Origin of the sequence: Neorhizobium tunisiense (assembly GCF_039631515.1) — a bacterium.
Lineage (GTDB): Bacteria > Pseudomonadota > Alphaproteobacteria > Rhizobiales > Rhizobiaceae > Neorhizobium.
Map to the genome: position 1 here is coordinate 226,472 of NZ_JBDIUU010000001.1, position 25,207 is coordinate 251,678.

Sequence of the window (25,207 nt, forward strand, 5' to 3'; positions counted from 1 at the left end):
AAGCCCATGATCCCCCGTTACTCGCGGCCCGAGATGGTCGCCATCTGGTCGCCCGAAACCAAGTTCCGCATCTGGTTCGAGATCGAGGCTCATGCCTGCGATGCGCTTGCGGCGATCGGCGTGATCCCGAAGTCGGCAGCGGAGACGATCTGGGCAAAGGGCGGCTCGGCCACGTTCGACGTTGCGCGCATCGACGAGATCGAAGCCGTCACCAAGCATGACGTCATCGCCTTCCTCACTCATCTCGCCGAATTCGTCGGCCCGGACAGCCGCTTCATCCACCAGGGCATGACGTCCTCCGACGTGCTCGACACCTGCTTCAGCGTCCAGCTGGTGCGCGCCACGGATCTGCTGCTCGCAGATATCGACAAGCTGCTGGAAGCGCTGAAGCGCCGCGCCTTCGAGCACAAGGATACGGTCACGATCGGCCGCAGCCACGGCATCCATGCCGAGCCGACGACGTTCGGCGTCAAGCTCGCCCAGGCCTATGCGGAATTCGACCGCAACAAGACCCGCCTGCTCGAAGCCCGCGACGAGATCGCCACCTGCGCGATTTCCGGCGCCGTCGGGACCTTTGCCAATATCGATCCGCGCGTCGAGGAGCATGTCGCCGCCGCCATGGGCCTGAAGCCGGAGCCGGTCTCCACCCAGGTCATCCCGCGCGACCGCCACGCCATGTATTTCGCGATCCTCGGCGTCATCGCCTCGTCGATCGAACGGCTGTCGATCGAGGTCCGCCACCTGCAGCGCACCGAAGTCCTCGAAGCGGAAGAGTTTTTCTCGCCAGGCCAGAAGGGCTCGTCGGCAATGCCGCACAAGCGCAATCCGGTGCTGACCGAAAACCTGACCGGCCTTGCCCGCATGGTGCGTTCCTACGCATTGCCGGCCATGGAAAACGTGGCGCTCTGGCACGAACGCGACATTTCCCACTCCTCCGTCGAGCGGATGATCGGCCCGGACGCGACGGTAACGCTCGATTTCGCGCTGGCGCGCATGACCAGCGTGATCGACAAGCTGCTCGTCTACCCCGAGAACATGATGAAGAATATGAACAAGTTCCGAGGGCTTGTTCACTCGCAGCGGGTTCTGCTTGCGCTTACGCAGGCCGGCGTCTCCCGCGAGGACGCCTATCGTCTCGTGCAGCGCAACGCGATGAAGGTCTGGGAAGAAGGCAAGGATTTCCTCGAGGAGTTGCTGGCGGATCAGGAAGTCCGTGCCGCGCTGTCCGAAGAAGACCTGCGCGAGAAATTCGACCTCGGCTATCACACCAAGCATGTGGACACGATCTTCCGCCGGGTTTTCGGCGAGGCTTGATCTTGACCCTCGGCGAACACAGATAGGCGCCATGAAGGCATCCGAAGCAGATATATTGATCGTCCCCGGCTACACCAATTCCGGGCCGCATCACTGGCAGACCCGTTGGGAGCAGAAACTCACGACAGCCCGGCGGGTCGAGCAGGAGGAATGGTCGAAGCCGGTGCGCGAGGACTGGGTCACACGTGTCGCCGAAGAGGTGAACCGTGCGACACGGCCCGTTGTCATCGTCGCGCATTCGCTCGGCATCCCGACGGTCGTCCACGCCGTGCCGCTGTTCACGAAACCGGTGGCTGGCGCCTTTTTCGTGGCCCCGCCGGAAGTGGACAATCCCTCCATCCGGCCCAAACACCTGCTGACCTTCGGCCCCTACCCGCGTGATCCGCTCCCCTTCCCGTCGCTGACGGTCGCAAGCCGCAACGATCCATTCGGCTCCTATGAACATGCGGACGACATCGCATCCGCCTGGGGTTCGATGCTCGTCGATGCCGGGGAAGCCGGCCACATCAACCAGGAATCCGGTCACGGCCCCTGGCCGGAAGGCACAATGGTCTTCGCACAGTTCATCAGCCGCTTGAAGCCTTGAAAGCACAGTGGAAACGGCGTTGACCCATAATTTCCGGGTGCGTTAATTCGAACAGCATTTTTAAGCTGGATTTAATTGACACTTGTTAAGATGCCCGCTCGTTTTCCAGCGAGCCAGGCTGTGCCGATGCCGTCAAATGTTCTCTCACGCCTATTGGACTCCGGCCCAGGAGACGAGATCGGCGTTCTTGAGACGGTATTCCAGGCAGCTCCTTTCCCGATTGCCATCATCGATCATGCCGCTCGGCTGCTGTTCGCAAACAGCACATTCAAACGCGAATGGATTGGCGAAGGCCTGCCACCGACTGCCTTGTCGGCCCTCCTGCATCGCGATGACCAAGACAGTATCCCTCGGGCGATCCAGGGCCTGAACATCGATTCCCCGGCGGAACACCTCGAACTGCGCATCATGAACCCGGCCGGTTCGCAGCGATGGGTGGTGGCGACCGTCACGCCGCTCGGAAGAAATTTCAAAGACCAGTGTCTGTTTGCAGCCCACCTGACGGACATCACCGCCCAAAGACGGCAGTTCGAAGAACTTGCCGAACGCGAAAGCCGTTGGAACAACGCGCTGGTAAGCTCCGTCTCAGGCGTCTGGGACCATAACTACGCAACCGGCCAGAAATATTACTCGCCGGTGTGGCGGCAGATTCGGGGAATGTCGCCGGAGGACCCGCTGGCCGCCAGCACGGAGGATTGGCTAAAGCTTGTCCATCCTGACGACCATGCGCGTGTCGTCCATGCCATGGAGCGGCAGACCGCCGGGGATCCTGCCTACGCCGTTTTCGACTATCGCGAACGCCACAAGCAGGGGCATTGGGTCTGGATCGAATGCCGGGGCGCCTGCGTCGAATGGGACGCGAACGGCAAGGCCACCCGCGTCGTTGGCACCGACACGGACATCACCGCCCGCAAGGCCGCGGAGGAAACCACGGCGCAGATGTCGCGGCGGCTCGACATGGCACTCGAAATATCCGGCATCGGCGTCTACGAATCCGACTTTGCCACCGGCGAGGTTGAATGGGACGAACGGATGTTCCGGATCTACGGGCTGGCAAAGAGCGAGGAAGTGAAGATCGGCGGGCTCTGGGAAAGCTTGCTGCACCCCGACGATGCCGCGCGCGTTCAGGCAAACGTCCTTGCCAATATCGAAGAGGGCAAGCGCTTCTCGGACCAATACCGCGTGATACTGCGGGACGGTTCCGAACGCGTCGTGCGCACGCGCACCATGTCTTTCGTCGACGGCAACGGTCACCAGAAAATGGTCGGCGCCAACTGGGATGTCACGGCTGACGTTACGCTTCACCGCGAACTCGAACGGGCAAAGACGCTTGCCGAGGCCCGCAACCGCGAACTCGAGGCCGCCCGCACCAGCATCGAGCACAATGCGATGCACGACTACCTGACCGATCTCCCAAACCGGCGTTACCTCGACGAGATGCTGGACCGCGTTGCGGCGGAATGTGCCCGCGACGGACACGGCATCGCGATCCTCCACATCGACCTCGATCGCTTCAAGCAGATCAACGACACGCTTGGCCACAGTGCCGGCGACATGATGCTGAAGCATGCGGCGAAAATCCTCAAAGGCACGATCCGCAAGGGGGATTTCGTCGCCCGTATCGGCGGCGACGAATTTGTCATCCTGTCGAAATTCGAAGGCTCGCCGCGCAAGCTTTCGCATCTGGCCGACCGCATCATCAGGGAATTGCGCAAGCCGGTATCCTATGAGGGCCACGACTGCCGTTTCGGCGCCAGCATCGGCATCGCCTGCCATACGGGAGCGGATGTCGATGCGAGACAGCTTCTCCTGAACGCCGATATCGCCCTCTACAGGGCCAAGAACCGCGGCCGCAACCGGCACGAATTCTTCTCAGCAGACACCCAGAACGAGATCATCAGCACCAAGCGCATCTCAGACGAAATCCTTCTTGCTCTCGAGCGCGACGAATTCATTCCCTATTATCAGCTGCAATTCGATGCGCAGACGCTGGAGATCGCCGGCGTGGAAACGCTGGCGCGCTGGATGCACCCGGAACGCGGCATCCTGTCCCCGGACAAATTCCTCGATATGGCCGAGGAGCTCGACGTCGTCTCGGTGATCGATGGGACCATCCTCGACAGGGCGCTTGCCGATTTCCGGGACTGGCGCGCGCATGGCCTTTCGATCCCAAAACTTTCGGTCAACGTTTCCTACCGGCGGCTGCGCGATGCTTCGCTGTCGCGCAAGCTCAAGAAACTCAAGATCGAGCCGGGCACCGTATCCTTCGAGCTGCTCGAATCGATCTTCCTCGACGACTGCGACGAGGATGTCCTGAGCAACCTGGCGCACCTCAGGAAGCTCGGCATCGAGATCGAGATCGACGATTTCGGCACCGGCCACGCCTCGATCATCGGCCTCCTGCGGCTCAATCCGCGCGCCCTGAAGATTGACCGCGAACTGGTCCGCCTCGTCTCGCAGTCGCAAAAGCAACGGAAAATGGTCGGATCGATCATCGAGATCGGCAAGTCGCTGAATATCGAGGTTGTCGCGGAAGGCGTCGAGACCACGGAACAGATCCGTATCCTGCGCGATCTCGGCTGCGACGTCCTGCAGGGGTATGCGCTCGCAAGGCCGATGGCCCGCGCCGGCATTCCGGACTTCATACTTTCAGGCCGCTGGCGTCCCGGCGAAAGCCTACCAGCGGACAGCCGCAAGCGGCATCCCAGTGGCAGCTGAGAACCTGATTTCATCCACAGACAGAGAAAGCCGCGCCCACAGGACGCAGCTTTTATATATGAGGCGCTGCAATACGGCTTACTGGTTCTCGATCTGATCGACCGCCTGAGCCAGAAGCTCTACCATCTTGGTACGGATATCCTGGTCGGAGATGGAGACGCCGGCGGCATCGAGATCGCTGCGCAGCTTGCGGAATACATCCTCGTCGCCCGCCTCCTCGAAGTCGGCAACGACGACTTCCTTTGCATAAGCGTCAGCATCCGCCTTGCCAAGCAGACCGGCAGCCCAGAGGCCGACGAGCTTGTTGCGGCGGGCGAGCGCCTTGAACTTCAATTCCTGGTCCAGGGCAAACTTGTTTTCAAAGGCTTTTTCGCGATCGCTGAGGCCACTCATCTCGGGTCTCCCAAAGTGAACTTATATGGGACCCCATTAATCAAAAGACGAGCCAAGCGCAATCGGCGGGCTGTCGATTCCGGTCCGGACGGAAGCGGAATCGTGGCAGGCAATTGACGAATGCGATTTCCGCCTTGAGGAAAGCAGGCCTGGCATCGCCAATCGCAGTTCGTCACCTGGAATTGCGACACCGGCTGCGTCGAAATCATGACGCAATTTGATGGCTAAGTCCTGCTGAGCCTTGCCGTCGAGGGTGGAAAATCCCAAATCGCGGGCATAGGCGCCTGCATCGGCAATGCCGAGCAGCGATGCGGCCCATCGGCCCCTGCGGCGAGTTTGCGCGCGAAACCGCAAGCTTTGGTTACAGGTAAATTGGTCCTCAACGGCTTTGGCCCTGTCACGAAGAGCATATATGTCATGGGTCCCTGCTTTTCCTGTTTATTATTGCCCTTTCGGCCCGGACACCCCAGTTGCTAGAGCAAAACCTTCGAGAACCCGTGTAATCTGAAGCTCACTGATTCCTGGTTGAGCTTCGCCAACCCCTCGCCCACAAAGGTTTTGGAGCCCCGCATTGTGAAACCCTTTCTTTTCCGATAAGGGACCGCTCAACATCATCCATTGCGTCCGTCAGGGGCGCCAACAACGAGACAAGAATCATGAACCGTCGCCGCCGTATCTACGAAGGCAAGGCCAAAATCCTTTATGAAGGCCCCGAGCCCGGCACGCTCATCCAGTTTTTCAAGGACGACGCCACCGCCTTCAACAAGAAGAAACATGACGTCATCGACGGCAAGGGCGTCCTCAACAACCGTATCTCGGAATACCTCTTCACCCATCTGAACAAGATCGGCATCCCGACGCATTTCATCCGCCGGCTGAACATGCGCGAACAGCTGATCAAGGAAGTGGAGATGATTCCGCTCGAGATCGTGGTGCGCAACGTCGCCGCCGGATCGCTCTCGACCCGACTCGGCATCGAGGAAGGCATGGTCCTGCCGCGCTCGATCATCGAGTTCTACTACAAGTCCGATGCGCTCGCCGACCCGATGGTTTCCGAGGAACACATCACGGCTTTCGGCTGGGCGAACCCCGCCGAACTCGACGACATCATGGGGCTCGCCATCCGAGTCAACGACTTCCTCACGGGGCTCTTCCTCGGCGTCGGCATCCAGCTCGTCGACTTCAAGATCGAATGCGGCCGCCTGTTCGAAGGCGATATGATGCGCATCATCCTTGCCGACGAAATCTCGCCGGACAGCTGCCGCCTCTGGGATATCGAGACCCGCGAAAAGATGGACAAGGACCGTTTCCGGCGCGATCTCGGCGGGCTCGTTGAAGCCTATTCGGAAGTCGCTCGGCGTCTCGGCATCATCAATGAAAACGAACCGATCCGCGGGACCGGACCGGTTCTCGTCAAGTAATCTGGGGGTTGGATCAGTGATCAAGGCACGCGTAACGGTCACGCTCAAGAACGGCGTTCTCGATCCGCAGGGCAAAGCCATCGAAGGCGCGCTCGGCAGTCTCGGTTTTTCCGGCGTCGGCCATGTCCGCCAGGGCAAGGTCTTCGACCTTGAACTCGAGGGCACCGACAAGGCGAAGGCCGAGGCGGACCTCAAGGCCATGTGCGAGAAGCTGCTGGCAAACACTGTGATCGAGAACTATACTATCGCCCTCGACTGAAGGTTGCGGAGCGTGTGATGGCCGAGATCACAAGTGAATTGATGTATGAGCTCATGAAGCGCATGCACGCAGATATTACTGATTTGAAGATCGGTCAGCGCGAGCTCAAGCCTGAAATGAATGCGATGCGTGGGACAATGGTCTCCATGCATCAGGATATTCATAACATCTACATGACTTTGGAAAGGCACGGACAGCGCCTTGACCGTATCGAAAACCGCCTCGAACTGCGCGAGCTCGCCGAGGCCCAGGCAAGGTTTGAACCGCACCCATGAAATCCGCCGTCGTTCAGCTTCCCGGTCTCAATCGCGATCGCGACATGATCGCCGCCCTCACCAAGATTTCCGGCAAGGCGCCGATCACCATCTGGCAGACCGAGACCAATATTCCGGATGATGTCGACCTCATCGTCATTCCGGGCGGTTTTTCCTATGGCGATTACCTGCGCTGCGGAGCGATCGCGGCCCGCATGCCGGTCATGCAGGCGATCAGGGACAAGGCCGACAAGGGCGTCAAGGTGCTCGGTGTCTGCAACGGTTTCCAGATTTTGGTCGAAGCCGGCATGCTGCCCGGCGCCTTGATGCGCAATTCCTCGCTGAAATTCGTCTGCAAGGAAGTGAAGCTCGAAGTGGTCAATGCCGACACGGACTTCACCCGGGCCTATGAAAAGGGCCAGGTGCTCCGCTGCCCGGTCGCCCATCACGACGGCAACTATTTCGTCGATCCGGACACCCTGGCTGGCATGGAAGATCGTGGCGAAATCGTCTTCCGTTATGCCGAAGGCACCAACCCGAACGGCTCCCTGAACGACATCGCAGGCGTCATGAACACCCGCGGCAACGTGCTCGGCATGATGCCGCATCCGGAAAACCTGATCGAAGCCGCCCATGGCGGCAATGACGGGCGCGGCATTTTCGCCTCGGCACTCGATGTGATCGCGGCGACCGCCTGAACCTTCATCTTATCCGGATCGATCCCCAGAACGATCAAAACCACGTCAGGACGCTTGATGCCGTTCACTTATCGCCGGCTTGCTGCATTTCCTCTCGCCGCCCTCGGAATGGCGCTTTCCGCCTGCCAGTCGGATCGGCCGGCGGCGGTGACGGCGAACCGTGCGGCGCTGCCGACGATGGAGCGCGTGGCGATTGCCGCCAATAGCTGCTGGTTCAAATCGGGCGACGCGGCCTTCAAGCCCTATCGACTGGCACCGGAACTCAACTCCTTCTCCGGCCGGCCGCGCATTCTCGCCGTGCCGCGCAACAGTCCCGAATCGCGCCCGATGCTGGTGGTTCAGGCCGAGGGCAATCCGGCCCGCCTCGACGCGTTCGGTCCGATGATGAGCGGCCCGGATGGCGAGAGAATCAAGCGCGACGTGCTGCGCTGGGCCGGCGGCGCGAGCGGCTGCTGATATTAACCATTTGAATTTACATCTCTGTAAACAATCTGTTGCAGCTCTGCACCGGCCCGCCGAATCTTTCCATTTTTTTGCCACAAGTCATAATGGTCTGTGAACCGGCGCTGGACGGGGGCTAGCCGTCATTGTACCACTTTCGTCATCGAGAAGCGGGCGGCCCGTATCGGGATCACGCCAGCCGCAAAAATCGCGGCGCGTATGAGGGCGATGGAATGAACAAGGCATTTTTCGGATCCGTGGTCGGCGCAATCGTAGCGGCGTCGGCTCTGTTTTCTCCGGCCTTTGCGCAGGAGCGGCTGTTCGATGAAGTGCGAATCGGCGTTTCCGGTTCGATCCAGAGCAAGAGCACCTTCGAGAAGGGCGCATTTCCGTCCGCCACCGTCTTCTTCGACCCCTTCGACCAGCGCCATGCCCAGAGCTTCATGGACCATATGCTGCGTCCGCGCGTCCATGTCGGCGCGATCGTGTCGACGGCAGGCGAAGCGAGCCAGGTGTTCGCGGGCTTCACCTGGACGGCACCGATCACTGACAAGATCTTCGTTGATCTCGGCTTCGGCGGCGCCTTCAACAACGGCAACCTCGACAAGCCCAACGACGGTCCGAAGCTCGGCTGCCATGTGCTCTTCCATGAATCGCTCGGCCTCGGTTACAACATCACCAACAACTGGCGCGTTCTTGCGACCGTCGAGCACTCTTCGAACGCCGATCTTTGCGATCACAACGACGGCCTCTCCTACGCAGGCATCGCGGTCGGCTACAAGTTCTGATCCAGATCGCGTATTTTCTAACTGAGGCGCCGGTTTTCCGGCGCTTTTTGTTTTCCGGCCGCAACGCGGTAGCGCCGCATGGCAGTATTTTCCTGTCGCGCCGCTTAGCGACATAGGTTAAAGAGCGCCAAGAGCTTGGCCCTTCAATCCAGAGAAGATCATGACCATCCCGAACAGTATCGCGATCACCCCCGAACTCGTCGCCTCACATGGCCTGAAACCCGACGAATATCAGCGGATTCTCGATCTGATCGGTCGTGAGCCGACTTTCACGGAACTCGGCATCTTCTCGGCCATGTGGAACGAGCACTGCTCCTACAAATCCTCGAAGAAATGGCTGCGAACGCTTCCGACCAAGGGACCGCGCGTCATTCAAGGACCGGGCGAAAATGCCGGCGTCGTCGACATCGACGATGGTGACTGCGTCGTCTTCAAGATGGAGAGCCACAACCACCCCTCCTATATCGAGCCCTACCAGGGCGCGGCGACGGGTGTCGGCGGCATCCTGCGCGACGTCTTCACCATGGGCGCCCGCCCGATCGCGGCCATGAACGCGCTGCGCTTCGGCGCGCCCGATCATCCGAAGACCAAACATCTCGTGTCCGGCGTGGTTGCCGGTGTCGGCGGTTACGGCAATTCCTTCGGCGTACCGACGGTCGGCGGCGAAGTGGAGTTCGATCCGCGCTACAACGGCAATATCTTGGTCAACGCGTTTGCGGCCGGGCTTGCCAAATCCAACGCGATCTTCCTGTCGGAAGCTAAGGGCGTCGGTCTGCCGGTCGTCTATCTCGGCGCCAAGACCGGCCGCGACGGTGTCGGCGGAGCGACGATGGCGTCGGCCGAATTCGACGAGTCCATCGAGGAGAAACGCCCGACCGTTCAGGTCGGCGACCCCTTCACCGAAAAATGCCTGCTGGAAGCCTGCCTCGAACTGATGGCGACCGGCGCGGTGATCGCGATCCAGGACATGGGTGCGGCCGGCCTCACCTGCTCTGCCGTCGAAATGGGCGCCAAGGGCGACCTCGGCATCGAACTCTACCTCGACAAGGTGCCGGTGCGCGAAGACCGGATGACGGCCTATGAAATGATGCTTTCGGAGAGCCAGGAGCGCATGCTCATGGTGCTGCAGCCGGAAAAGGAAGACCAGGCCAAGGCGATCTTCGTCAAGTGGGGCCTCGATTTTGCGATCGTCGGCAAGACCACCGACGACCTGCGCTTCCGTGTGCTGCATCAGGGCGAAGAAGTCGCCAACCTGCCGATCAAAGATCTCGGCGACCAGGCCCCGGAATACGATCGGCCGTGGGTCCAGTCGAATGCCCGCGCGCCCCTGCCCGCCTCGCAGGTCGCGGCACCCGCTGACTATAATCAAGCCCTGTTGAAGCTCATCGGTTCGGCCAACCAGTCCAGCCGCCGCTGGGTCTGGGAACAGTATGACACGCTGATCCAGGGCAATTCGCTGCAGCGCCCGGGAGGCGATGCCGGCGTTGTGCGTATCGAAACCCATCCAACCAAGGCACTCGCCTTCTCCTCCGACGTCACGCCGCGTTATGTCGAGGCCGATCCGTTCGAAGGCGGCAAGCAGGCGGTCGCCGAATGCTGGCGCAACATCGTCGCCACCGGCGCCGAGCCGCTCGCGGCCACCGACAACCTCAATTTCGGCAATCCGGAAAAGCCCGAAATCATGGGCCAGCTGGTCGGCGCCATCAAAGGCATCGGCGAGGCCTGCAGGGCGCTGGATTTCCCGATCGTTTCCGGCAACGTATCGCTCTACAACGAGACCAACGGCGTCGCGATCCTGCCGACCCCGACGATTGCCGGCGTCGGCCTGCTGCCCGACTGGCAGAAGATGGCGAAGATCGGTTCTGCCAACGACGGCGACAAGCTGATCATGATCGGCGCGGACGGCAGCCATCTCGGCTCTTCGGTCTATCTGCGCGACATTCTCGACACGATCGATGGCCCGGCCCCGGAAGTCGATCTGAAGGCCGAGCGCCGCAACGGCGATTTTGTCCGCTCGCTCATCCGCAATGGCCAGGTGACGGCCTGCCACGACATTTCCTCGGGCGGCCTTGCGATCACGCTTGCCGAAATGGCGATGGCCTCGTCCAAGGGTATGAAGGTCAGCCTCAAGGAGCAGCGCGGCCCGGCCCATGCGTTACTGTTCGGCGAAGACCAGGCCCGCTACGTGATCGCGGTGCCGGCTGATCTCGCCAATTTCGTGCAGGCGAATGCTGAAGGCGCAGGTGTACCCTTCCGCACGCTCGGCACGGTCGCGGGCGACAGCCTCGTGGTCGACGACCTCATCAACGTTGCGGTCTTGCAGCTCACGGAAGCGCACGAAAGCTGGTTCCCGGCCTTCATGGCCTGATACCCGGCCCGAACGCACCGGTGCGATTTACCGCGGTCCAGGCATCGCGGTTTATCTGCACGCGTGAACAAACGTGAAGCGCAAGGGATTGATGGACTCGGGCTATCCGGGTAAGCATCGCTGTTTTCTGACATAGGAAAGTAAGCGCGCAAAAATGCTTATGCCGATTTTGACCTGGTTGAGGTCATCGGGCCCGACCTGGCACTACAAGCGCATCTGGCTCGATGCACTGATCATCACCCTTTGCCTGAACGTCCTGGCTTGGATGGCTTTTTCGAAGATGGGTATGACCACCCGCGATATCTTCAATGAAGACGGCCCCATCGAAGACATTCAGTCTGCTTCGCTTGCCATCACCGTCCTTTTTGCCGTCATGGCGGCATTGGGGACCCGGATACTGGCGCGTTTCGTCGCAATCACGACGGCCTGCATCTCCATCGTCTTCTTCATGCGCGAGATGCCAATATGCCGCGGAAGTGTGACAGTTTTTTGCGTATCGAAGACCTGGCTGCCGATTATTATCGGCGCAGCCGCCCTGATCCTGCTGATTGCGACGATCGTGTTCGAATATCGCCATAGAGGAGGTCTTCTCCGGGCCATTCATCCGCGCCTTTCCTGGCCGCTAGGCCTGGTTGCCGCCGTTCTCGGTTGCAGCCAGCTCGCCGAGCATTTCGATATTGTCGTGATGGAGGAGAGCATCGAATCCTACGGCTTCATGATCCTGACCCTCAGTTCCATCTGGCTTTTTCGCTTCTCCCGCACGCAGCATCTTCCCCCGCTCAGAACCCGGGCCAAAGCCAGCCTCCACAAGGTGAAACACGTATTCTTGCACCATTGAGGCGGAGCCGCTCGATCCTGCTTTGACCGGCGAGCAGCTTTGAGGCAGTGTATCCTGACAAAAGGTTCCGCGGTTTTGAGTCCGCGGAGGAGAAAAGGGATGACGTCATGGCTATGAGACCCGGTGAAATCGAAGACCTGATCAAAGCCGGCATTCCCGGTGCCAAGGTCACCATCCGGGATCTTGCTGGCGACGGCGACCATTATGCCGCGGAAGTGGTGGCGGAAGCGTTCCGGGGAAAGAGCCGGGTGCAGCAGCACCAGATGGTCTACGAGGCTCTGAAGGGCAATATGGGCGGCGTGCTCCATGCGCTGGCATTGCAGACTTCGGCTCCGGCGGAGTAGGCGATGGCTGACCTGATCAAGGAGATCGTGACCGGCCTTGTCGAAACCGCCCTGAAGGAACTTCTCGGCAAGTCGCACGGCCGCACGCCCGCCAAACGCAAGAAGCGGCAGGTCCGCTCGGCCACTACCGGACGTTTCGCCAAGAAGACCGCACGCACCAAGCCCGCAAGCACCCGTGCGGCGAAGCCGGCGACGAAACAGGTGAGCCGCCGGCGCACGACGGCAAGCCGCAGCAAGCAGCGCAGCCGCTGACCCTAACGTAACGGCCTAAGGCTTAGACAGCTGTCCTGCGACGCAATAAGCGCGTTCCTGCGGACTATTCCGCTGGAATTCCCGATGCCACATTGCTATTTAAGGGAAATGACGCAGCGCAGCGGCCCTTGAAACCGCATGTGAAAGGATAGGACATGAGCGGAATTACCGATTTTATCGCCAACGAAGTGAAGACCAATGACGTGGTTCTCTTCATGAAGGGCACCCCGCAGTTCCCGCAGTGTGGTTTCTCGGGCCAGGTCGTGCAGATTCTCGACTATCTCGGCCTGGACTACAAGGGCGTCAACGTGCTCGCCGATGCGGAAATCCGCCAGGGCATCAAGGACTATTCCAACTGGCCGACCATTCCGCAACTTTACGTCAAGGGCGAATTCATCGGCGGCTGCGATATCGTCCGCGAGATGTTCCAGTCCGGCGAACTGCAGACTCACCTGCAGGAACAGGGCATCAGCGTCCGCGGCGCGGCCTGAGATCTTCCGGGCTCGGTCCGGGATTTTTAGAAGACATTTTCAAGGCGCCGCTCCCAACGGCGCCTTTCACGTTGTTTTTAGGAAGCTGCTGTGACCAATCCCTCACAAACGGCCCCGGACCGCCTGCGTGGCATGGGCCGGGTCGAATTCATCGCGATGATGGCGATGCTGATGGCCATCAATTCGCTTGCCATCGACATCATGCTCCCCGGCCTGCAGGAAATCGGCGCCTCGCTCGGCGTCGCCAACGAGAACCATCGGCAATACGTAATCTCGGCCTATCTCTTCGGTCTCGGCGCCGCGCAGATCATCTATGGATCGATCTCCGACCGTTTCGGTCGCAGGAACCCGATGCTCTTCGGCCTCGGCCTCTATTTCGTCTGCGCGGTCGGCGCCGTCATCGCGCCATCATTCGGCGCACTGCTGGTCCTTCGCTTCATCCAGGGTGCAGGAGCGGCCGCAACCCGGGTGATTTCCGTTTCGATCGTGCGCGACGTATACGGTGGCCGCGCCATGGCGGAAGTCATGTCGCTGATCATGATGGTCTTCATGGTCGTGCCGGTCATCGCGCCAGCAACGGGCCAGGTGATCATGCTGTTCGGCAACTGGCACCTGATTTTCGTGTTCATGGCAATCGCCTCGCTCTGCATCGGCTTCTGGATGTATTCGCGCCTTCCGGAAACGCTCGATCCGGCCGATGTCCGTCCCTTCACCCTTTCCTCTATCCTGCGCGCCTTCCAGATGGTTCTGACCAATCGCCTCGCCCTCTGCTACACGATTGCCAGCACATTCATCTTCGGCGCCATGTTCGGTTTCATCAATTCGGCGCAGCAGATCTACGTCGGGATCTACGACCTGGGCGTCTGGTTTCCGCTGGTCTTCGCCTGCGTGGCGGTGTTCATGTCTGCGGCATCCTTCCTGAACGCCAGGTTTGTCGGGCGTTTCGGCATGCGGCGTCTTTCGCACGGCTCGCTGCTTGGCTTTATCGGCATCACATTGGTCTGGATGCTCGTGCAGATCTTCGGGCCTCAACCCATGCCACTGGCGATCTTCATCGTGTTTTTCGGGCTCGCCATGTTCCAGTTCGGATGGATCGGCTCGAACTTCAATTCGCTTGCCATGGAACCACTTGGACATGTCGCCGGAACGGCGTCCGCCGTCCTCGGCTTCATGAGTACGGTCGGCGGCGCGCTGATCGGCGTTGCGATCGGCCAGGCCTTCAACGGTACGGCGCTGCCCCTAGTCGCAGGCTTCTTCACCGTCTCGATCATCGGACTGATCTTCGTGCTGATCGGCGAAAAGGGAAAACTCTTCCAGCCGCATAATCCGAAGATCTGATCTCCCCCATTAAAAAGGCCGGAAAAAATCCGGCCTTTTTAGTGGAAATCGCCATTATTTCAGTGGCCGATGATCTCGTTGCGCAGCATCTGCCAGCTTTCCTTGTCGGTCGCGAGCAGCAACCCGCCATCGACATGGTGCGGCATGTAAGGTGAGCCGTCGAAGCGCGCCACGTAACCGCCCGCCTCCGTGCCGATCAGCGTGCCGGCAAGATGGTCCCAGGGCATCAGCTTGTTGTAGAGGACGAACTGCACGTGGCCGCCCGCAAAGGTTCGGTATTCATGGGCCGAGCAGCGATAGTTGGCGAAGAACCGGACCTTGGCGAGATTGCCGAGGATCCGCTCGCGCTCGCCGCCGAAGAAATATCCGGGCGACGCCATGCCGATCATCGCTCCGATCGGGCGGGATTCGGCGACAGAAAGCCGGATCGCCTCGCCGTCAGGCCGCCTCATGAATGCACCGGCGCCCTTTTCCGCCATCACCCAGTCGTCGCCCATCGGATCGTAGATGATCCCGGCGACCGTTTCGCCCTTCCAGACGACGGAGGCCATGACGCCGAAGGCCGGGATGCCCGAGGCGAAGTTGAAGGTGCCATCGACCGGATCGACGACCACCGCAAATTCCGCATCGACGAGCTTGGCGAGCAACGACGGATCGGCCGCCACCGATTCCTCGCCGACGAAGAGCGCGCCGGGCGCGAAGGCTTCGAGTTCGCGGCGGATCATCCGCTCGGCAGCCTCGTCGGCCTCGGTCACCAGGTCGGACGGCTCGCTCTTTGACCGCACATCGCCGCTGCCGAGCCGCCGGAACCGCGGCAGGATTTCCGCCTTGGCGGCAAGGCGCAGGAGATCGGCAAGCTTCGTGATGTCGAGCGGAAGGGTCATGGCAACGGTCTCTTGGGGGATGGTGCGGGAAGGCTGGGTTCGGGAAAAATTCAGAGGTTTTGAGCGGCTTGCAGGCCGGAGAAGTCGAAGAGTTTCGGATCGAGCAGGTGCGACGGGTTCACGTGGGCGAGCGCGCGCAGCATCGTGTCCTTGCGGCCCGGCATGCGGGCCTCGATATCGGCGAGCATCGCCTTCATGGAATTGCGCTGCAGCCCATCCTGCGAGCCGCAGAGATCACACGGGATGATCGGGAACTGCATGGCGGCGGCGAATTTGGCCAGGTCGTCCTCGGCGCAATAGGCGAGCGGCCTAAGCACCATTACGTAGCCCTCGTCGTTCAACAGCTTGGCCGGCATGCCGGCAAGCCGCCCACCATGGAAGAAGTTCATGAAGAAGGTTTCGAGTATGTCTTCCCGGTGATGGCCGAGCACCAGCGCATCGCACCCCTCTTCGCGGGCGATCCGGTAAAGGTTGCCGCGCCGAAGCCTGGAACAGAGCGAGCAATAGGTGGCGCCTTCCGGCACCTTTTCCTTCACGATCGAATAGGTATCGCGATATTCGATGCGGTGCTTCACGCCGATCGAAGTGAGGTAGTCCGGCAGAACGTGCTTAGGGAAATTCGGCTGGCCCTGGTCGAGATTGCAGGCAATCAGTTCGACCGGCAGCAGGCCGCGCCATTGCAGGTCGAGCAGAACCGCGAGCAGAGAATAGGAATCCTTGCCGCCCGAGAGGCCGACCAGCCAGCGTTTCTGGCCATTCAGCATGCCGAAATCGTCGAAGGCCTGCCGCACCTGACGCAGCAGACGCTTGCGCAGCTTGTTGAACGAGACGGAGCTCGGCGCATCCCGAAAGAGCGCAGGCACGAGGCCGTCGACGGCATCGTCCAGCTCATCGTCGATTTTGGCCGTCACGCCCATTCGCTCTTTCCTTGAAACCGAAAAGCGGGCCAAGCCCGCTTTTCCTGTCGATGATCAGGCGCCGAGAGCGGCTGCCACCGCGTCGAGCGCCTCGCTCGCCTTGGCGCCATCGGGTCCACCGGCCTGAGCCATGTCCGGACGGCCGCCGCCGCCCTTGCCGCCGAGCGCCACGGATGCGATGCGGACTAGGTCCACCGCGCTGAAGCGGTCGACCAGGTCAGGCGTTACCGCAACCACGGCGCTTGCCTTGCCGTCTTCCGAAACGCCGATCAGCGTGACGACGCCGGAGCCGAGGCTTGCCTTGCCTTCGTCTGCCAGACCCTTGAGGTCCTTGGCGTCGATGCCGTTGAGCGCCTTGCCCATGAACTTGACGCCGCCGATTTCGCGGAAGTCGTCAGCCGAACCGCCCTGCCCGCCGCCCATGGCAAGCCGGCGCCTGGCGTCCGCCAGTTCCTTCTCAAGCTTGCGGCGTTCGTCGATCAGCGCTTCGACGCGCGAAACCAATTCCGCCGGCTGCACCTTCAAGGCGCCGGCGAGCGTTTTCACCCGCTCATCCTGCTCGGCGAGATACAGACGCGCGGCCTCGCCCGTCACCGCCTCGACGCGGCGAACGCCGGCGCCGACCGCGCTTTCGCCAAGAACGCGGACAAGGCCGATATCGCCGGTCGCATTGACATGCGTGCCACCGCAGAGCTCGATCGAATAAGGCTTGCCGGCCTTCGGACCTTCGATCGCCTTGCCCATCGCTACGACGCGAACTTCGTCGCCGTATTTTTCACCGAACAGCGCCATGGCGCCCTCAGCGATCGCGTCGTCGACGCTCATCAGGCGGGTCGTGACCGGCGCGTTCTGAAGGATGATGGCATTTGCCATGTCCTCGACCTTCTGCAATTCCTCGGCCGACATCGGCTTCGGATGCGAGACGTCGAAACGCAGGCGCTCGGGCGCTACCAGCGAACCCTTCTGGGCCACGTGCGTGCCGAGCACCTCGCGAAGTGCCTCATGCAGCAGATGGGTGGCCGAATGGTTGGAACGCAGGCGCGAGCGACGGTCGTGATCGACCGTCAGCGCTGCGGCATCACCAACCTTCAACGTGCCTTCAGCGACGGTCGCGATGTGGACGAATACGCCCTCGCCCTTCTTCTGGGTATCCGAGACATTCAGCTTGGCATTGTCCGTCGCAATCACGCCGGTGTCGCCCATCTGGCCGCCGGATTCGCCGTAAAACGGTGTCTGGTTGACAACGATCTGGACCTGATCGCCGGCCGAAGCGCTGTCGATAGCCTTGCCGTCGCGGACGATCGCCTGCACGACGCCTTCGGCCGTTTCAGTGTCGTAGCCGAGGAACTCAGTCGCGCCGTGCTTTTCCTTAAGCTCGAACCAGATCGTTTCCGTCGCCTTGTCGCCGGAACCGGTCCAATGCGACCGGGCTTCCGCCTTCTGGCGCTGCATGGCGTCGGTGAATCCGGATATATCGACACCGATTTCGCGGGCGCGCAAAGCGTCCTGCGTCAGATCGAGCGGGAAACCGTAGGTGTCGTAGAGCTTGAAGGCGGTCTCGCCATCGAGCATGTCGCCCTTGTGAAGCGTGTTGGTCGCATCCGAGAGCAACGAAAGACCGCGCTCCAGCGTCTTGCGGAAGCGGTTTTCCTCGAGCTTCAGCGTTTCCGAAATCAGCGATTCAGCGCGCACCAGTTCCGGATAGGCGCGGCCCATCTGCTGGATGAGCGCCGGCAGCAGTTTCCAGAGCAGCGGATCGCGGGCGCCGAGCAGCTGCGCATGGCGCATGGCGCGGCGCATGATGCGGCGGAGCACATAACCTCGGCCTTCGTTCGAGGGCAGTACGCCGTCGGCGATCAGGAACGCGGAAGAGCGCAGGTGATCGGCGATGACACGGTGGCTGCCGCGATGCTCGCCTTCCGCCTTGACGCCGGTCGCTTCTTCCGAGGCCGAGATCAGCGCCCGGAACAGGTCGATGTCGTAATTGTCGTGCTGGCCCTGCAGGACGGCGGCAACACGCTCCAGGCCCATGCCGGTATCGATCGACGGGCGCGGCAGGTCGATCCGCTCTTCCTTGGTCACCTGCTCGTACTGCATGAAGACGAGATTCCAGATCTCGATGAACCGGTCGCCATCCTCCTCCGGCGAACCGGGAGGGCCGCCCCAGATATGCTCGCCATGGTCATAGAAGATTTCCGAGCACGGGCCGCAGGGACCGGTATCGCCCATCGCCCAGAAATTGTCGCTGGTCGGAATGCGGATGATTCTGTCGTCCGAAAGACCGGCGATCTTCTTCCAGAGGCCGAAAGCCTCGTCGTCGGTGTGATACACCGTCACCATGAGACGCTTGGCGTCGAGGCCGAATTCCTTGGTGATCAGGTTCCAGGCAAGCTCGATGGCGCGTTCCTTGAAGTAGTCGCCGAAGGAAAAATTGCCGAGCATTTCGAAGAAGGTGTGATGGCGGGCGGTATAACCGACATTGTCGAGGTCGTTATGCTTGCCGCCGGCACGAACGCATTTTTGGGCCGTCGCCGCCGTCGAATAGGGGCGTTTCTCAAGACCGGTGAAGACGTTCTTGAACTGCACCATGCCGGCATTGGTGAACATCAGCGTCGGATCGTTGCGCGGCACCAGCGGACTGGAGGAAACAACCTCGTGCCCGTTCTTTCGGAAATAGTCGAGGAAGGTCGACCGGATTTCATTCACGCCGCTCATGCTACGCCCTTTTTACCGCCGGATGCGGTCCTATTATTCGAAAACCAAAGGCTTGTATCGCCCACACCCCCAACTGTCCAGCCGCCCCGCCGCCTCACCGAACGAGAAACCGGCCGCGCATCTTTCCATGCGCGGCCGGTTCAAAAGCAATCAGCCGGAGAAAACTCCGAGTGCGGCGGGAAGGCTTACATATCTGCAGCCATGTCACCGTCGTCAGCGTCCGGGCCGCCATTCTGCAGGAAGCGGTCGGCGATGAGGCCGGCATTCTGGCGGAGCGACGTCTCGATCTCCCGGGCAAGCTCCGGATTATCGCGCAGGAACGTCTTGGCGTTCTCGCGGCCCTGGCCAAGGCGCTGGCTGTTATAGGAGAACCACGCACCGGACTTCTCGACGATGCCAGCCTTGACGCCGAGATCGATCAGCTCGCCGGTCTTGGAAACACCTTCGCCATACATGATGTCGAATTCGACCTGCTTGAAGGGCGGAGCCATCTTGTTCTTGACGACCTTGACGCGGGTCTGGTTGCCAACCACTTCCTCGCGTTCCTTGACCTGGCCAATGCGGCGGATGTCGAGGCGAACCGAGGCGTAGAACTTCAAGGCGTTGCCGCCGGTGGTGGTTTCGGGGGAACCGAACATCACACCGATCTTCATACGGATCTGGTTGATGAAGATCACCATCGTATTCGACTTGGAGATCGAAGCGGTGAGCTTGCGCAGCGCCTGGCTCATCAGGCGGGCCTGAAGGCCCGGCAGGCTGTCGCCCATCTCGCCTTCGATTTCGGCGCGCGGCGTCAGGGCTGCAACCGAGTCGATAACGAGGACATCGACGGCACCGGAACGGACCAGCGTGTCGGTGATTTCGAGCGCCTGCTCGCCGGTATCCGGCTGCGAGATCAGAAGGTTCTGGAGATCGACGCCAAGCTTGCGGGCATAGACCGGATCGAGCGCATGTTCGGCGTCGACGAAGGCGCAGATGCCGCCCTTCTTCTGGGCTTCAGCAATCGTCTGCAGCGCAAGCGTGGTCTTGCCCGAGCTTTCCGGACCATAGATTTCGATGATGCGGCCCTTTGGCAGACCACCGATTCCCAGCGCGATATCGAGGCTGAGAGAGCCGGTCGAAACCGTCTCGACCTCAACGATGCTCTCGTTCGCACCGAGCTTCATGATCGATCCCTTACCGAAGGACCGTTCGATCTGCGACAATGCTGCTTCCAGCGCCTTGCTCTTGTCCACGCCTTTATCCTCTACGAGCCGCAAACTATTCTGTGCCATCTGGTCCCACCTTTAGGTTATTGCCGCCGCGCGCGCAATGAAGCAGCTGATAAAGGTGATGTACCTATTTTGTTCTCATTTGGCAAGGGTCACTCAAGAGATTGAGTCAAAATAGATATTTCGATTTCGTTCTCAGGATGTTCACGCCCGCCTGGGTGTGGAAAATCCCCGTTTGAAATCAAGGCTGCGCCGCAATTCGACGAGGGAATCGCGGCGTTTGAAATTTATGAGAGACAATCCGATTCTCACTCCGAATCGAGCATTTCCCGGACCGCCACGGCAAGCTGCTTCAGCGAGAATGGCTTCGGCAGGAAGCCGAACTTGGCGTCGGCCGGCAGGTTGCGGGCAAAGGCATCCTCGGCATAGCCCGAGACGAAGATGAACTTCATGTCCGGATAGATCTTGCGCAGCTCGGTCAAAAGCGTCGGCCCATCCATTTCCGGCATGACGACGTCGGAGACGACGATATCGACCTTGCCCTGGAGCTCTTCCATGATGTCGAGCGCTTCGGTGCCGGAACCCGCTTCGTGCACGGTATAGCCGCGGGTTTCCAGCATGCGCTTGCCGCCGCGACGGACGGCCTCCTCGTCCTCGACAAGCAGGACGACCGCCGACTTGCCGGTGAGGTCGAGGTCGTCGGAAGCGGAGGTCGACACGACAGGCGCGAGAGCGGCCGGCTGCGCCTGCGGACCGGTTGCGGGAGCATCCTGGACGACGACAGGCGCTTCGGGAATGTGGCGGGGCAAGAAGATGCGGAAACTCGTGCCGCGTCCGACTTCCGATTCGGGATAGATATAGCCGCCGGACTGTTTGACGATGCCATAGACCATCGAGAGACCGAGGCCGGTGCCCTTGCCCACTTCCTTGGTGGTGAAGAACGGCTCGAAGATCTTGTCCATGATTTCAGGCGGAATGCCCGTGCCGGTATCGGAAACCTCGATCATCACGAAATCCTCGGCCGGCAGGTCCGTCTGGTGGAAACCGCCCGCGTCCTCGGCGGACACGTTGCGGGTCTTGATCAGGATCGTGCCGCCCTGGGGCATGGCGTCGCGCGCGTTGACACAGAGGTTGATCAGCACCTGCTCGAACTGCGAAAGATCGGTGCGCACCGGCCAGATATCGCGGCCGTAATCCACTTCGAGCTTCACATTGGTGCCGGAGATCAGCCGGTCCACCAGCATGCGCAGGTCGCCGACGACGTCGGTCAGGTTCAGCACCGCCGGCCGCATGGTCTGCTTGCGCGAGAAGGCCAGCAGCTGGCGCACCAGCACGGCGGCGCGGTTGGCGTTGCGCTTGATCTCCATCAGGTCGGCAAAACTCGCATCGGAGGGCCGCGCCTGCAGCAGAAGATGATCGGAGGACAGAAGGATAGCCGTCAGCACGTTGTTGAAGTCATGGGCGATGCCGCCCGCCAGCGTGCCGACCGCATTGAGCTTCTGGGTCTGGGCCATCTGGGTTTCGAGCGCCTTCTGCTCGGTCGTTTCGACGGCATAGACGATCGCGGCCTCTTCCGGCGCCTCGTCGCTTTCGTCGATCACGGCGTTCACATAGAAGCGTACATAGCGGTTCTCGTCACCCGGGTGGCGCGAATCGATCGGGGCGATATCGCCCTGTCCGTCCTTGGCAGCGGCAATCGCCTGCATCAGATGCTGGCGGGAATTGTCGTGCACGATGCGGTCGAGTTCGATACCGGCATCCACGTCGTCGCGGGAAACGACGCCGGCAAACAGTTTGAGGAACGGCGCATTGATGCGCAGGATCCGGCCTTCGCCGTCGACGGAGGCGATCGCCATCGGCGTGTTGTTGAAGAAACGCGTGAAGCGCATCGCGGAGGCGGACTGGTCGCCCTCGCCGCCCTTCGGCCGCGCCAGCACGATGGTGCGGCTTTCGCCCGGCGCGCCGTCGCGGGTGGCGCTGACATTGTGCACGAGGCGCACGGGCAGGCTCTGGCCGTTGGCGCGGCGCAGATCGAGGTCGAGCGTTTCGGTGCGCTTCAGACCGGGTGCTGCCTGCACCGACTGGATCAGCGCCATGCCCTCGCCCGCCACCAGATCGGCGATCGTCACCGAGCGCGGCACGAACTTGGTCAGGTCGATGCCGAGCCATTCCGCAAGCGTGGCGTTCAGGTAGAAGATTTCGCCCTTCTTGCCGGCGGAGAAGAAGCCGGCGGGCGCATGGTCGAGATAGTCGATGGCGTTCTGCAGTTCGCGGAAGAACCGTTCCTGGTCGTCGCGTTCCGAGGTGATGTCGGTGATCTGCCAGATATCGAGCTGGCCCTTGCGGCTGTCGGCAGGCGTCAGCAGCCGTGCCTTGAGACGGTACCAGTGGGCACCGGAACCGTTGCCGGTCGTGCGTCCGATCGGCTGGAGAAGCCGGAACTCCTCATGGCCTTCCCGGCCTTCGCGCAGAGCCGTCGTCAGCCTGTAAAGCGCCTCGGTCGATTCGCGGGTCTTGGACAGAAGCGCTTCGAGCGACTGCACGTTGCTCGCCTTGGTCGCGCCGGTCATCCGGCCATAGGCGGCGTTGGCGTAAAGAATACGACCCTTGGCATCGGTGATCAGAATGCCGTCGGGATGGTTGGCGAGGAAACCGCGGGCCAGCTCGTCGGAACGCGACTGCGGCATGACCTCGACGAGGCCGATGATCGACGACACCAGGAAGAAGATGCCGACCATCGCGAGAATGCCGAGCAGGCCGAGCACCAGCTCGTTGTCGAGCGCATGCTGGAACAGTACGAATCCGGCGGCCACGCCACAGAGAACGAGCGCCAGAAGGACGATCCGGATGATAGTGCCGCCACGCGTCCCTTTTTCCACCAGGGGCGCCTCGTAGTTGCCGCTCTGCTGCAACTTCGTCATCAATTCCTCGCATTTCGACCGGCGCCGCGGCCATGAACATTCAGGGATCAGGAATCCCGCGATTCCTTATTAGCAAGTTGCAGGTTAAGCAAAAAGCTCTGCTGAGCCACAAAACCCGGGACAGTTTGGCGGAGTGACCTATCTTTGCTTTTCTACGCTGTCTTTCAGCGCGGGACAGTGACAGTTAGCAGCTTGCTTCGGTAGGAAAAAAGTCGTTTTTTACCGCGGCTTTCACATGAGGAGTGGCAAGATATGTTGAATGACCTGATAGGCGCCTATGGAGGCAACCTCCTGATCGCAGTCGTCGGCGTCGGCATCGGGCTTCTCGTGCTCATCGGCGTGCTCTGGCTCATCCGCAGCCGTACTGGCCCTTCGCCCTTCGTGCGCGGCGGCAAAAACCGCCAGCCGCGGCTGCAGGTGCTGGATGCGGCAGCCGTCGATGCGCGGCGTCGGCTGGTTCTCATCCGCCGCGACGGGGTCGAACACCTGATCATGATCGGCGGGCCGACCGATATCGTCATCGAAAGCGGAATTTCCACGGCGGTACCTGCCATGCCGGCAACCCTTGCGACAGGGGCCAACCGGTTCCAGCCAATGGACATGACGGTTCCCGTCCAAGCGGCACCCGCCATGGAAGCCCGACCGGCTGCCGTTGCCGAACCACGCCCTGCCCCGATCCCACGTCCCGCAGCTCCGGAACCGCGCGTCGAGCCGGCCCGGGAAAGCGCCTTGCCGCAGCGAGAGACGCCGCGTGCGGCACCGGCGGCGGCTCCCACGACGGGGCCCATACCGATGAGCGGGACACTCGCCCCGCGCCCCGCGCCGCCTGCCCCGGCTCACAATGCCGCATCTCCCGAGCCGACCGCCGCCCCGAGGATCGAACCGCCGGCCCGTCAAGCCCCGGAGATAAAACCCGAACAGTTGCGGCCGATCGCGGCACTGGCGGCAGCTGCTGCACCGCCGCCTACCCCGGCTCCCGTCCAGGTTCCGGCCTTCGACGACGCAGCCGATGTGCTCGACGCCGCCCGTGGGCGGGTCTTCCAGGAAGCACCCGAGCCGCGCGTCGTGCCGGTCAGCGCCGCGATCGTGCCACCTGCCCTGCAATCGGCCGCCGACAAGCCGAAACAGCTCGGCAGCGACTTCGAACGGATTCTCGAAGAGGAAATGGCCAACAACCTCGCGGCCCGCGAGACTGCCGTCATCCCCCAGCCGAACCGTCAGATGCAGCCAAGGAACCCCGGCGTCCCGCCCGTCACCGGCGCCACGCCGGAACCGAGCCTGCAGTCGGAAGTCGCCCGCATATTCGGCGAGATGTCCGTCACCCGCGACAAGTGAGCCGGCCCGAGATTTGAATTTTCGGCCAAGAAAAAAGGCACGGAAAACCGTGCCTTGAATTCGTTTCCGACTGATCGGGCGGATTATTCGTCCCGATAGACCTTTTCGCGGCGCTCGTGGCGTTCCTGCGCCTCGATCGACAGCGTGGCGATCGGACGGGCGTCGAGACGCTTGAGGCCGATCGGTTCGCCCGTTTCCTCGCAGTAACCGTAGGTGCCGTCTTCGATGCGCTGCAAGGCGGCATCGATTTTGGAAATCAGCTTGCGCTGACGGTCACGGGCTCGAAGTTCGATGGCTCTGTCGGTTTCGGAGGAAGCCCGGTCGGCGAGATCCGGGTGGTTGGCGCTCTCTTCTGCCAAGTGACCCAGCGTTTCGCGCGCTTCTCTCAGGATATCGTTTTTCCAGGCGATAAGCTTTGCCCGGAAATACGCCTTCTGATTTGCATTCATGAACTCGTCGTTTTCCGAGAGCACATAATTGCTAAGATCGATCTTCTCACTCAACGCGATTCTCCTGAAGAACATCTCATGCGGCGCTCTATATCCTATCCCCCCATCCCGATTCAAGCCTCGCGCTCAGTATTAAGGCATTTTTAAAACTGTCATAAAAATCCGCTAAACGGCTATTTTTTAAGCTTTTATTCTGAACATCCGAAACTCTTCTCCACAGGAGGCTGCGGTCGGGCAGGCTATTTCAGAATATCTGCGGCAGTTGACGAGTC

Annotated in this window: 24 protein-coding genes; 16 read left to right on the top strand and 8 right to left on the bottom strand. The window is 61.2% G+C overall.

The genetic code is table 11. From position 1 onward, the window contains the following. Nucleotides 1-6: 6 nt before the first annotated feature. The 3 genes from purB to ABCW43_RS01280 all read left to right on the top strand — a co-directional run bounded on the left by purB (nucleotide 7) and on the right by ABCW43_RS01280 (nucleotide 4,618). Complete coding sequence (gene purB / locus ABCW43_RS01270; protein ID WP_345921778.1) at nucleotides 7-1,314, top strand: adenylosuccinate lyase; 1,308 nt, start codon at nucleotides 7-9, stop codon at nucleotides 1,312-1,314. Between the two features lie 31 nt (nucleotides 1,315-1,345). Next, nucleotides 1,346-1,900, top strand: coding sequence for an RBBP9/YdeN family alpha/beta hydrolase (locus ABCW43_RS01275; RefSeq protein WP_345921779.1), 555 nt, complete (start codon nucleotides 1,346-1,348; stop codon nucleotides 1,898-1,900). A 126-nt stretch (nucleotides 1,901-2,026) separates the two neighbouring features. Next, nucleotides 2,027-4,618: a sensor domain-containing protein gene (locus ABCW43_RS01280; protein WP_345921780.1), complete on the top strand. Its 2,592-nt coding sequence runs from the start codon at nucleotides 2,027-2,029 to the stop codon at nucleotides 4,616-4,618. A 78-nt stretch (nucleotides 4,619-4,696) separates the two neighbouring features. Here ABCW43_RS01280 and ABCW43_RS01285 read toward each other — a convergent pair whose 3' ends face one another. Continuing rightward, entirely contained in the window at nucleotides 4,697-5,011 is a 315-nt protein-coding gene (locus ABCW43_RS01285) for a DUF1476 domain-containing protein (protein ID WP_210009709.1), read from the bottom strand. A gap of 36 nt (nucleotides 5,012-5,047) precedes the next feature. Continuing rightward, nucleotides 5,048-5,425: an ATPase inhibitor subunit zeta gene (locus ABCW43_RS01290; protein ID WP_345923285.1), complete on the bottom strand. Its 378-nt coding sequence runs from the start codon at nucleotides 5,423-5,425 to the stop codon at nucleotides 5,048-5,050. 242 nt (nucleotides 5,426-5,667) lie between these two features. On the opposite strand from ABCW43_RS01290, the gene purC reads away from it, so the two are divergent. From purC to ABCW43_RS01350, 12 genes are all read left to right on the top strand, one after another. Then, nucleotides 5,668-6,432 (top strand): phosphoribosylaminoimidazolesuccinocarboxamide synthase, encoded by a 765-nt coding sequence (gene purC / locus ABCW43_RS01295; protein ID WP_210009711.1) that lies wholly within the window; start codon nucleotides 5,668-5,670, stop codon nucleotides 6,430-6,432. Between the two features lie 16 nt (nucleotides 6,433-6,448). After that, on the top strand, nucleotides 6,449-6,691 hold the full coding sequence (purS, locus tag ABCW43_RS01300) for a phosphoribosylformylglycinamidine synthase subunit PurS (RefSeq protein WP_007770062.1): 243 nt from the start codon (nucleotides 6,449-6,451) through the stop codon (nucleotides 6,689-6,691). 17 nt (nucleotides 6,692-6,708) lie between these two features. Next, a complete protein-coding gene (locus ABCW43_RS01305; RefSeq protein ID WP_345921781.1) occupies nucleotides 6,709-6,966 on the top strand; it encodes a hypothetical protein in 258 nt (85 codons plus the stop codon). After that, nucleotides 6,963-7,643 carry a phosphoribosylformylglycinamidine synthase subunit PurQ gene (gene purQ / locus ABCW43_RS01310; RefSeq protein ID WP_210009712.1) on the top strand — a complete coding sequence of 227 codons (681 nt, stop codon included), beginning with the start codon at nucleotides 6,963-6,965 and terminating at the stop codon, nucleotides 7,641-7,643. Before ABCW43_RS01305 ends, purQ begins: the two co-directional genes overlap by 4 nt. Nucleotides 7,644-7,700: 57 nt before the next feature. Beyond that, nucleotides 7,701-8,099 (top strand): hypothetical protein, encoded by a 399-nt coding sequence (locus ABCW43_RS01315; RefSeq protein ID WP_345921782.1) that lies wholly within the window; start codon nucleotides 7,701-7,703, stop codon nucleotides 8,097-8,099. 218 nt (nucleotides 8,100-8,317) lie between these two features. Continuing rightward, the gene (locus tag ABCW43_RS01320) at nucleotides 8,318-8,872 is read left to right on the top strand and encodes an acyloxyacyl hydrolase (RefSeq protein ID WP_345921783.1); all 555 of its coding nucleotides are present in this window, start codon (nucleotides 8,318-8,320) and stop codon (nucleotides 8,870-8,872) included. Between the two features lie 160 nt (nucleotides 8,873-9,032). After that, on the top strand, nucleotides 9,033-11,240 hold the full coding sequence (purL, locus tag ABCW43_RS01325; RefSeq protein ID WP_345921784.1) for a phosphoribosylformylglycinamidine synthase subunit PurL: 2,208 nt from the start codon (nucleotides 9,033-9,035) through the stop codon (nucleotides 11,238-11,240). Between the two features lie 160 nt (nucleotides 11,241-11,400). Continuing rightward, nucleotides 11,401-12,078 (top strand): hypothetical protein, encoded by a 678-nt coding sequence (locus tag ABCW43_RS01330; protein ID WP_345921785.1) that lies wholly within the window; start codon nucleotides 11,401-11,403, stop codon nucleotides 12,076-12,078. Between the two features lie 107 nt (nucleotides 12,079-12,185). Continuing rightward, nucleotides 12,186-12,422 (top strand): BolA family protein, encoded by a 237-nt coding sequence (locus ABCW43_RS01335; RefSeq protein ID WP_007770085.1) that lies wholly within the window; start codon nucleotides 12,186-12,188, stop codon nucleotides 12,420-12,422. A gap of 3 nt (nucleotides 12,423-12,425) precedes the next feature. Beyond that, entirely contained in the window at nucleotides 12,426-12,674 is a 249-nt protein-coding gene (locus ABCW43_RS01340; RefSeq protein WP_345921786.1) for a hypothetical protein, read from the top strand. A 155-nt stretch (nucleotides 12,675-12,829) separates the two neighbouring features. Then, nucleotides 12,830-13,165: a Grx4 family monothiol glutaredoxin gene (gene grxD, locus ABCW43_RS01345; protein ID WP_007770088.1), complete on the top strand. Its 336-nt coding sequence runs from the start codon at nucleotides 12,830-12,832 to the stop codon at nucleotides 13,163-13,165. 90 nt (nucleotides 13,166-13,255) lie between these two features. After that, nucleotides 13,256-14,503, top strand: a complete 1,248-nt coding sequence (locus ABCW43_RS01350) for a multidrug effflux MFS transporter (RefSeq protein ID WP_445738878.1) — start codon at nucleotides 13,256-13,258, stop codon at nucleotides 14,501-14,503. A 59-nt stretch (nucleotides 14,504-14,562) separates the two neighbouring features. Here the strand turns inward: ABCW43_RS01350 and ABCW43_RS01355 are convergent, their stop codons facing one another. From ABCW43_RS01355 to cckA, 5 genes are all read right to left on the bottom strand, one after another. After that, complete coding sequence (locus ABCW43_RS01355; protein ID WP_345921787.1) at nucleotides 14,563-15,387, bottom strand: inositol monophosphatase family protein; 825 nt, start codon at nucleotides 15,385-15,387, stop codon at nucleotides 14,563-14,565. A gap of 50 nt (nucleotides 15,388-15,437) precedes the next feature. After that, nucleotides 15,438-16,304, bottom strand: a complete 867-nt coding sequence (ttcA, locus tag ABCW43_RS01360) for a tRNA 2-thiocytidine(32) synthetase TtcA (RefSeq protein WP_345921788.1) — start codon at nucleotides 16,302-16,304, stop codon at nucleotides 15,438-15,440. Between the two features lie 54 nt (nucleotides 16,305-16,358). Beyond that, nucleotides 16,359-19,019, bottom strand: coding sequence for an alanine--tRNA ligase (gene alaS, locus ABCW43_RS01365; protein ID WP_345921789.1), 2,661 nt, complete (start codon nucleotides 19,017-19,019; stop codon nucleotides 16,359-16,361). A gap of 185 nt (nucleotides 19,020-19,204) precedes the next feature. Further along, nucleotides 19,205-20,293: a recombinase RecA gene (gene recA / locus ABCW43_RS01370; protein WP_345921790.1), complete on the bottom strand. Its 1,089-nt coding sequence runs from the start codon at nucleotides 20,291-20,293 to the stop codon at nucleotides 19,205-19,207. Between the two features lie 245 nt (nucleotides 20,294-20,538). Next, entirely contained in the window at nucleotides 20,539-23,151 is a 2,613-nt protein-coding gene (cckA, locus tag ABCW43_RS01375; RefSeq protein ID WP_345921791.1) for a cell cycle histidine kinase CckA, read from the bottom strand. 252 nt (nucleotides 23,152-23,403) lie between these two features. Here cckA and ABCW43_RS01380 point away from each other — a divergent pair, with 252 nt between their 5' ends. Next, nucleotides 23,404-24,486, top strand: coding sequence for a flagellar biosynthetic protein FliO (locus ABCW43_RS01380; protein WP_345921792.1), 1,083 nt, complete (start codon nucleotides 23,404-23,406; stop codon nucleotides 24,484-24,486). An 83-nt stretch (nucleotides 24,487-24,569) separates the two neighbouring features. Here ABCW43_RS01380 and dksA read toward each other — a convergent pair whose 3' ends face one another. Continuing rightward, nucleotides 24,570-24,989: an RNA polymerase-binding protein DksA gene (dksA, locus tag ABCW43_RS01385; RefSeq protein ID WP_007771163.1), complete on the bottom strand. Its 420-nt coding sequence runs from the start codon at nucleotides 24,987-24,989 to the stop codon at nucleotides 24,570-24,572. Between the last annotated feature and the right edge of the window lie 218 nt (nucleotides 24,990-25,207).

Bases quoted from the DNA above. Each gene is read 5' to 3' on its own strand.
- ABCW43_RS01285 (WP_210009709.1), bottom strand. From the start codon at position 5,011: ATGAGTGGCCTCAGCGATCGCGAAAAAGCCTTTGAAAACAAGTTTGCC.
- purQ (WP_210009712.1), top strand. From the start codon at position 6,963: ATGAAATCCGCCGTCGTTCAGCTTCCCGGTCTCAATCGCGATCGCGAC.
- ABCW43_RS01305 (WP_345921781.1), top strand. From the start codon at position 6,709: ATGGCCGAGATCACAAGTGAATTGATGTATGAGCTCATGAAGCGCATG.
- grxD (WP_007770088.1), top strand. From the start codon at position 12,830: ATGAGCGGAATTACCGATTTTATCGCCAACGAAGTGAAGACCAATGAC.
- purL (WP_345921784.1), top strand. From the start codon at position 9,033: ATGACCATCCCGAACAGTATCGCGATCACCCCCGAACTCGTCGCCTCA.
- ABCW43_RS01315 (WP_345921782.1), top strand. From the start codon at position 7,701: ATGCCGTTCACTTATCGCCGGCTTGCTGCATTTCCTCTCGCCGCCCTC.
- purB (WP_345921778.1), top strand. From the start codon at position 7: ATGATCCCCCGTTACTCGCGGCCCGAGATGGTCGCCATCTGGTCGCCC.
- ABCW43_RS01335 (WP_007770085.1), top strand. From the start codon at position 12,186: ATGGCTATGAGACCCGGTGAAATCGAAGACCTGATCAAAGCCGGCATT.
- cckA (WP_345921791.1), bottom strand. From the start codon at position 23,151: ATGACGAAGTTGCAGCAGAGCGGCAACTACGAGGCGCCCCTGGTGGAA.
- alaS (WP_345921789.1), bottom strand. From the start codon at position 19,019: ATGAGCGGCGTGAATGAAATCCGGTCGACCTTCCTCGACTATTTCCGA.
- ABCW43_RS01330 (WP_345921785.1), top strand. From the start codon at position 11,401: ATGCCGATTTTGACCTGGTTGAGGTCATCGGGCCCGACCTGGCACTAC.
- ABCW43_RS01280 (WP_345921780.1), top strand. From the start codon at position 2,027: ATGCCGTCAAATGTTCTCTCACGCCTATTGGACTCCGGCCCAGGAGAC.
- ttcA (WP_345921788.1), bottom strand. From the start codon at position 16,304: ATGGGCGTGACGGCCAAAATCGACGATGAGCTGGACGATGCCGTCGAC.
- ABCW43_RS01275 (WP_345921779.1), top strand. From the start codon at position 1,346: ATGAAGGCATCCGAAGCAGATATATTGATCGTCCCCGGCTACACCAAT.
- ABCW43_RS01355 (WP_345921787.1), bottom strand. From the start codon at position 15,387: ATGACCCTTCCGCTCGACATCACGAAGCTTGCCGATCTCCTGCGCCTT.
- ABCW43_RS01380 (WP_345921792.1), top strand. From the start codon at position 23,404: ATGTTGAATGACCTGATAGGCGCCTATGGAGGCAACCTCCTGATCGCA.
- ABCW43_RS01320 (WP_345921783.1), top strand. From the start codon at position 8,318: ATGAACAAGGCATTTTTCGGATCCGTGGTCGGCGCAATCGTAGCGGCG.
- ABCW43_RS01340 (WP_345921786.1), top strand. From the start codon at position 12,426: ATGGCTGACCTGATCAAGGAGATCGTGACCGGCCTTGTCGAAACCGCC.
- purC (WP_210009711.1), top strand. From the start codon at position 5,668: ATGAACCGTCGCCGCCGTATCTACGAAGGCAAGGCCAAAATCCTTTAT.
- recA (WP_345921790.1), bottom strand. From the start codon at position 20,293: ATGGCACAGAATAGTTTGCGGCTCGTAGAGGATAAAGGCGTGGACAAG.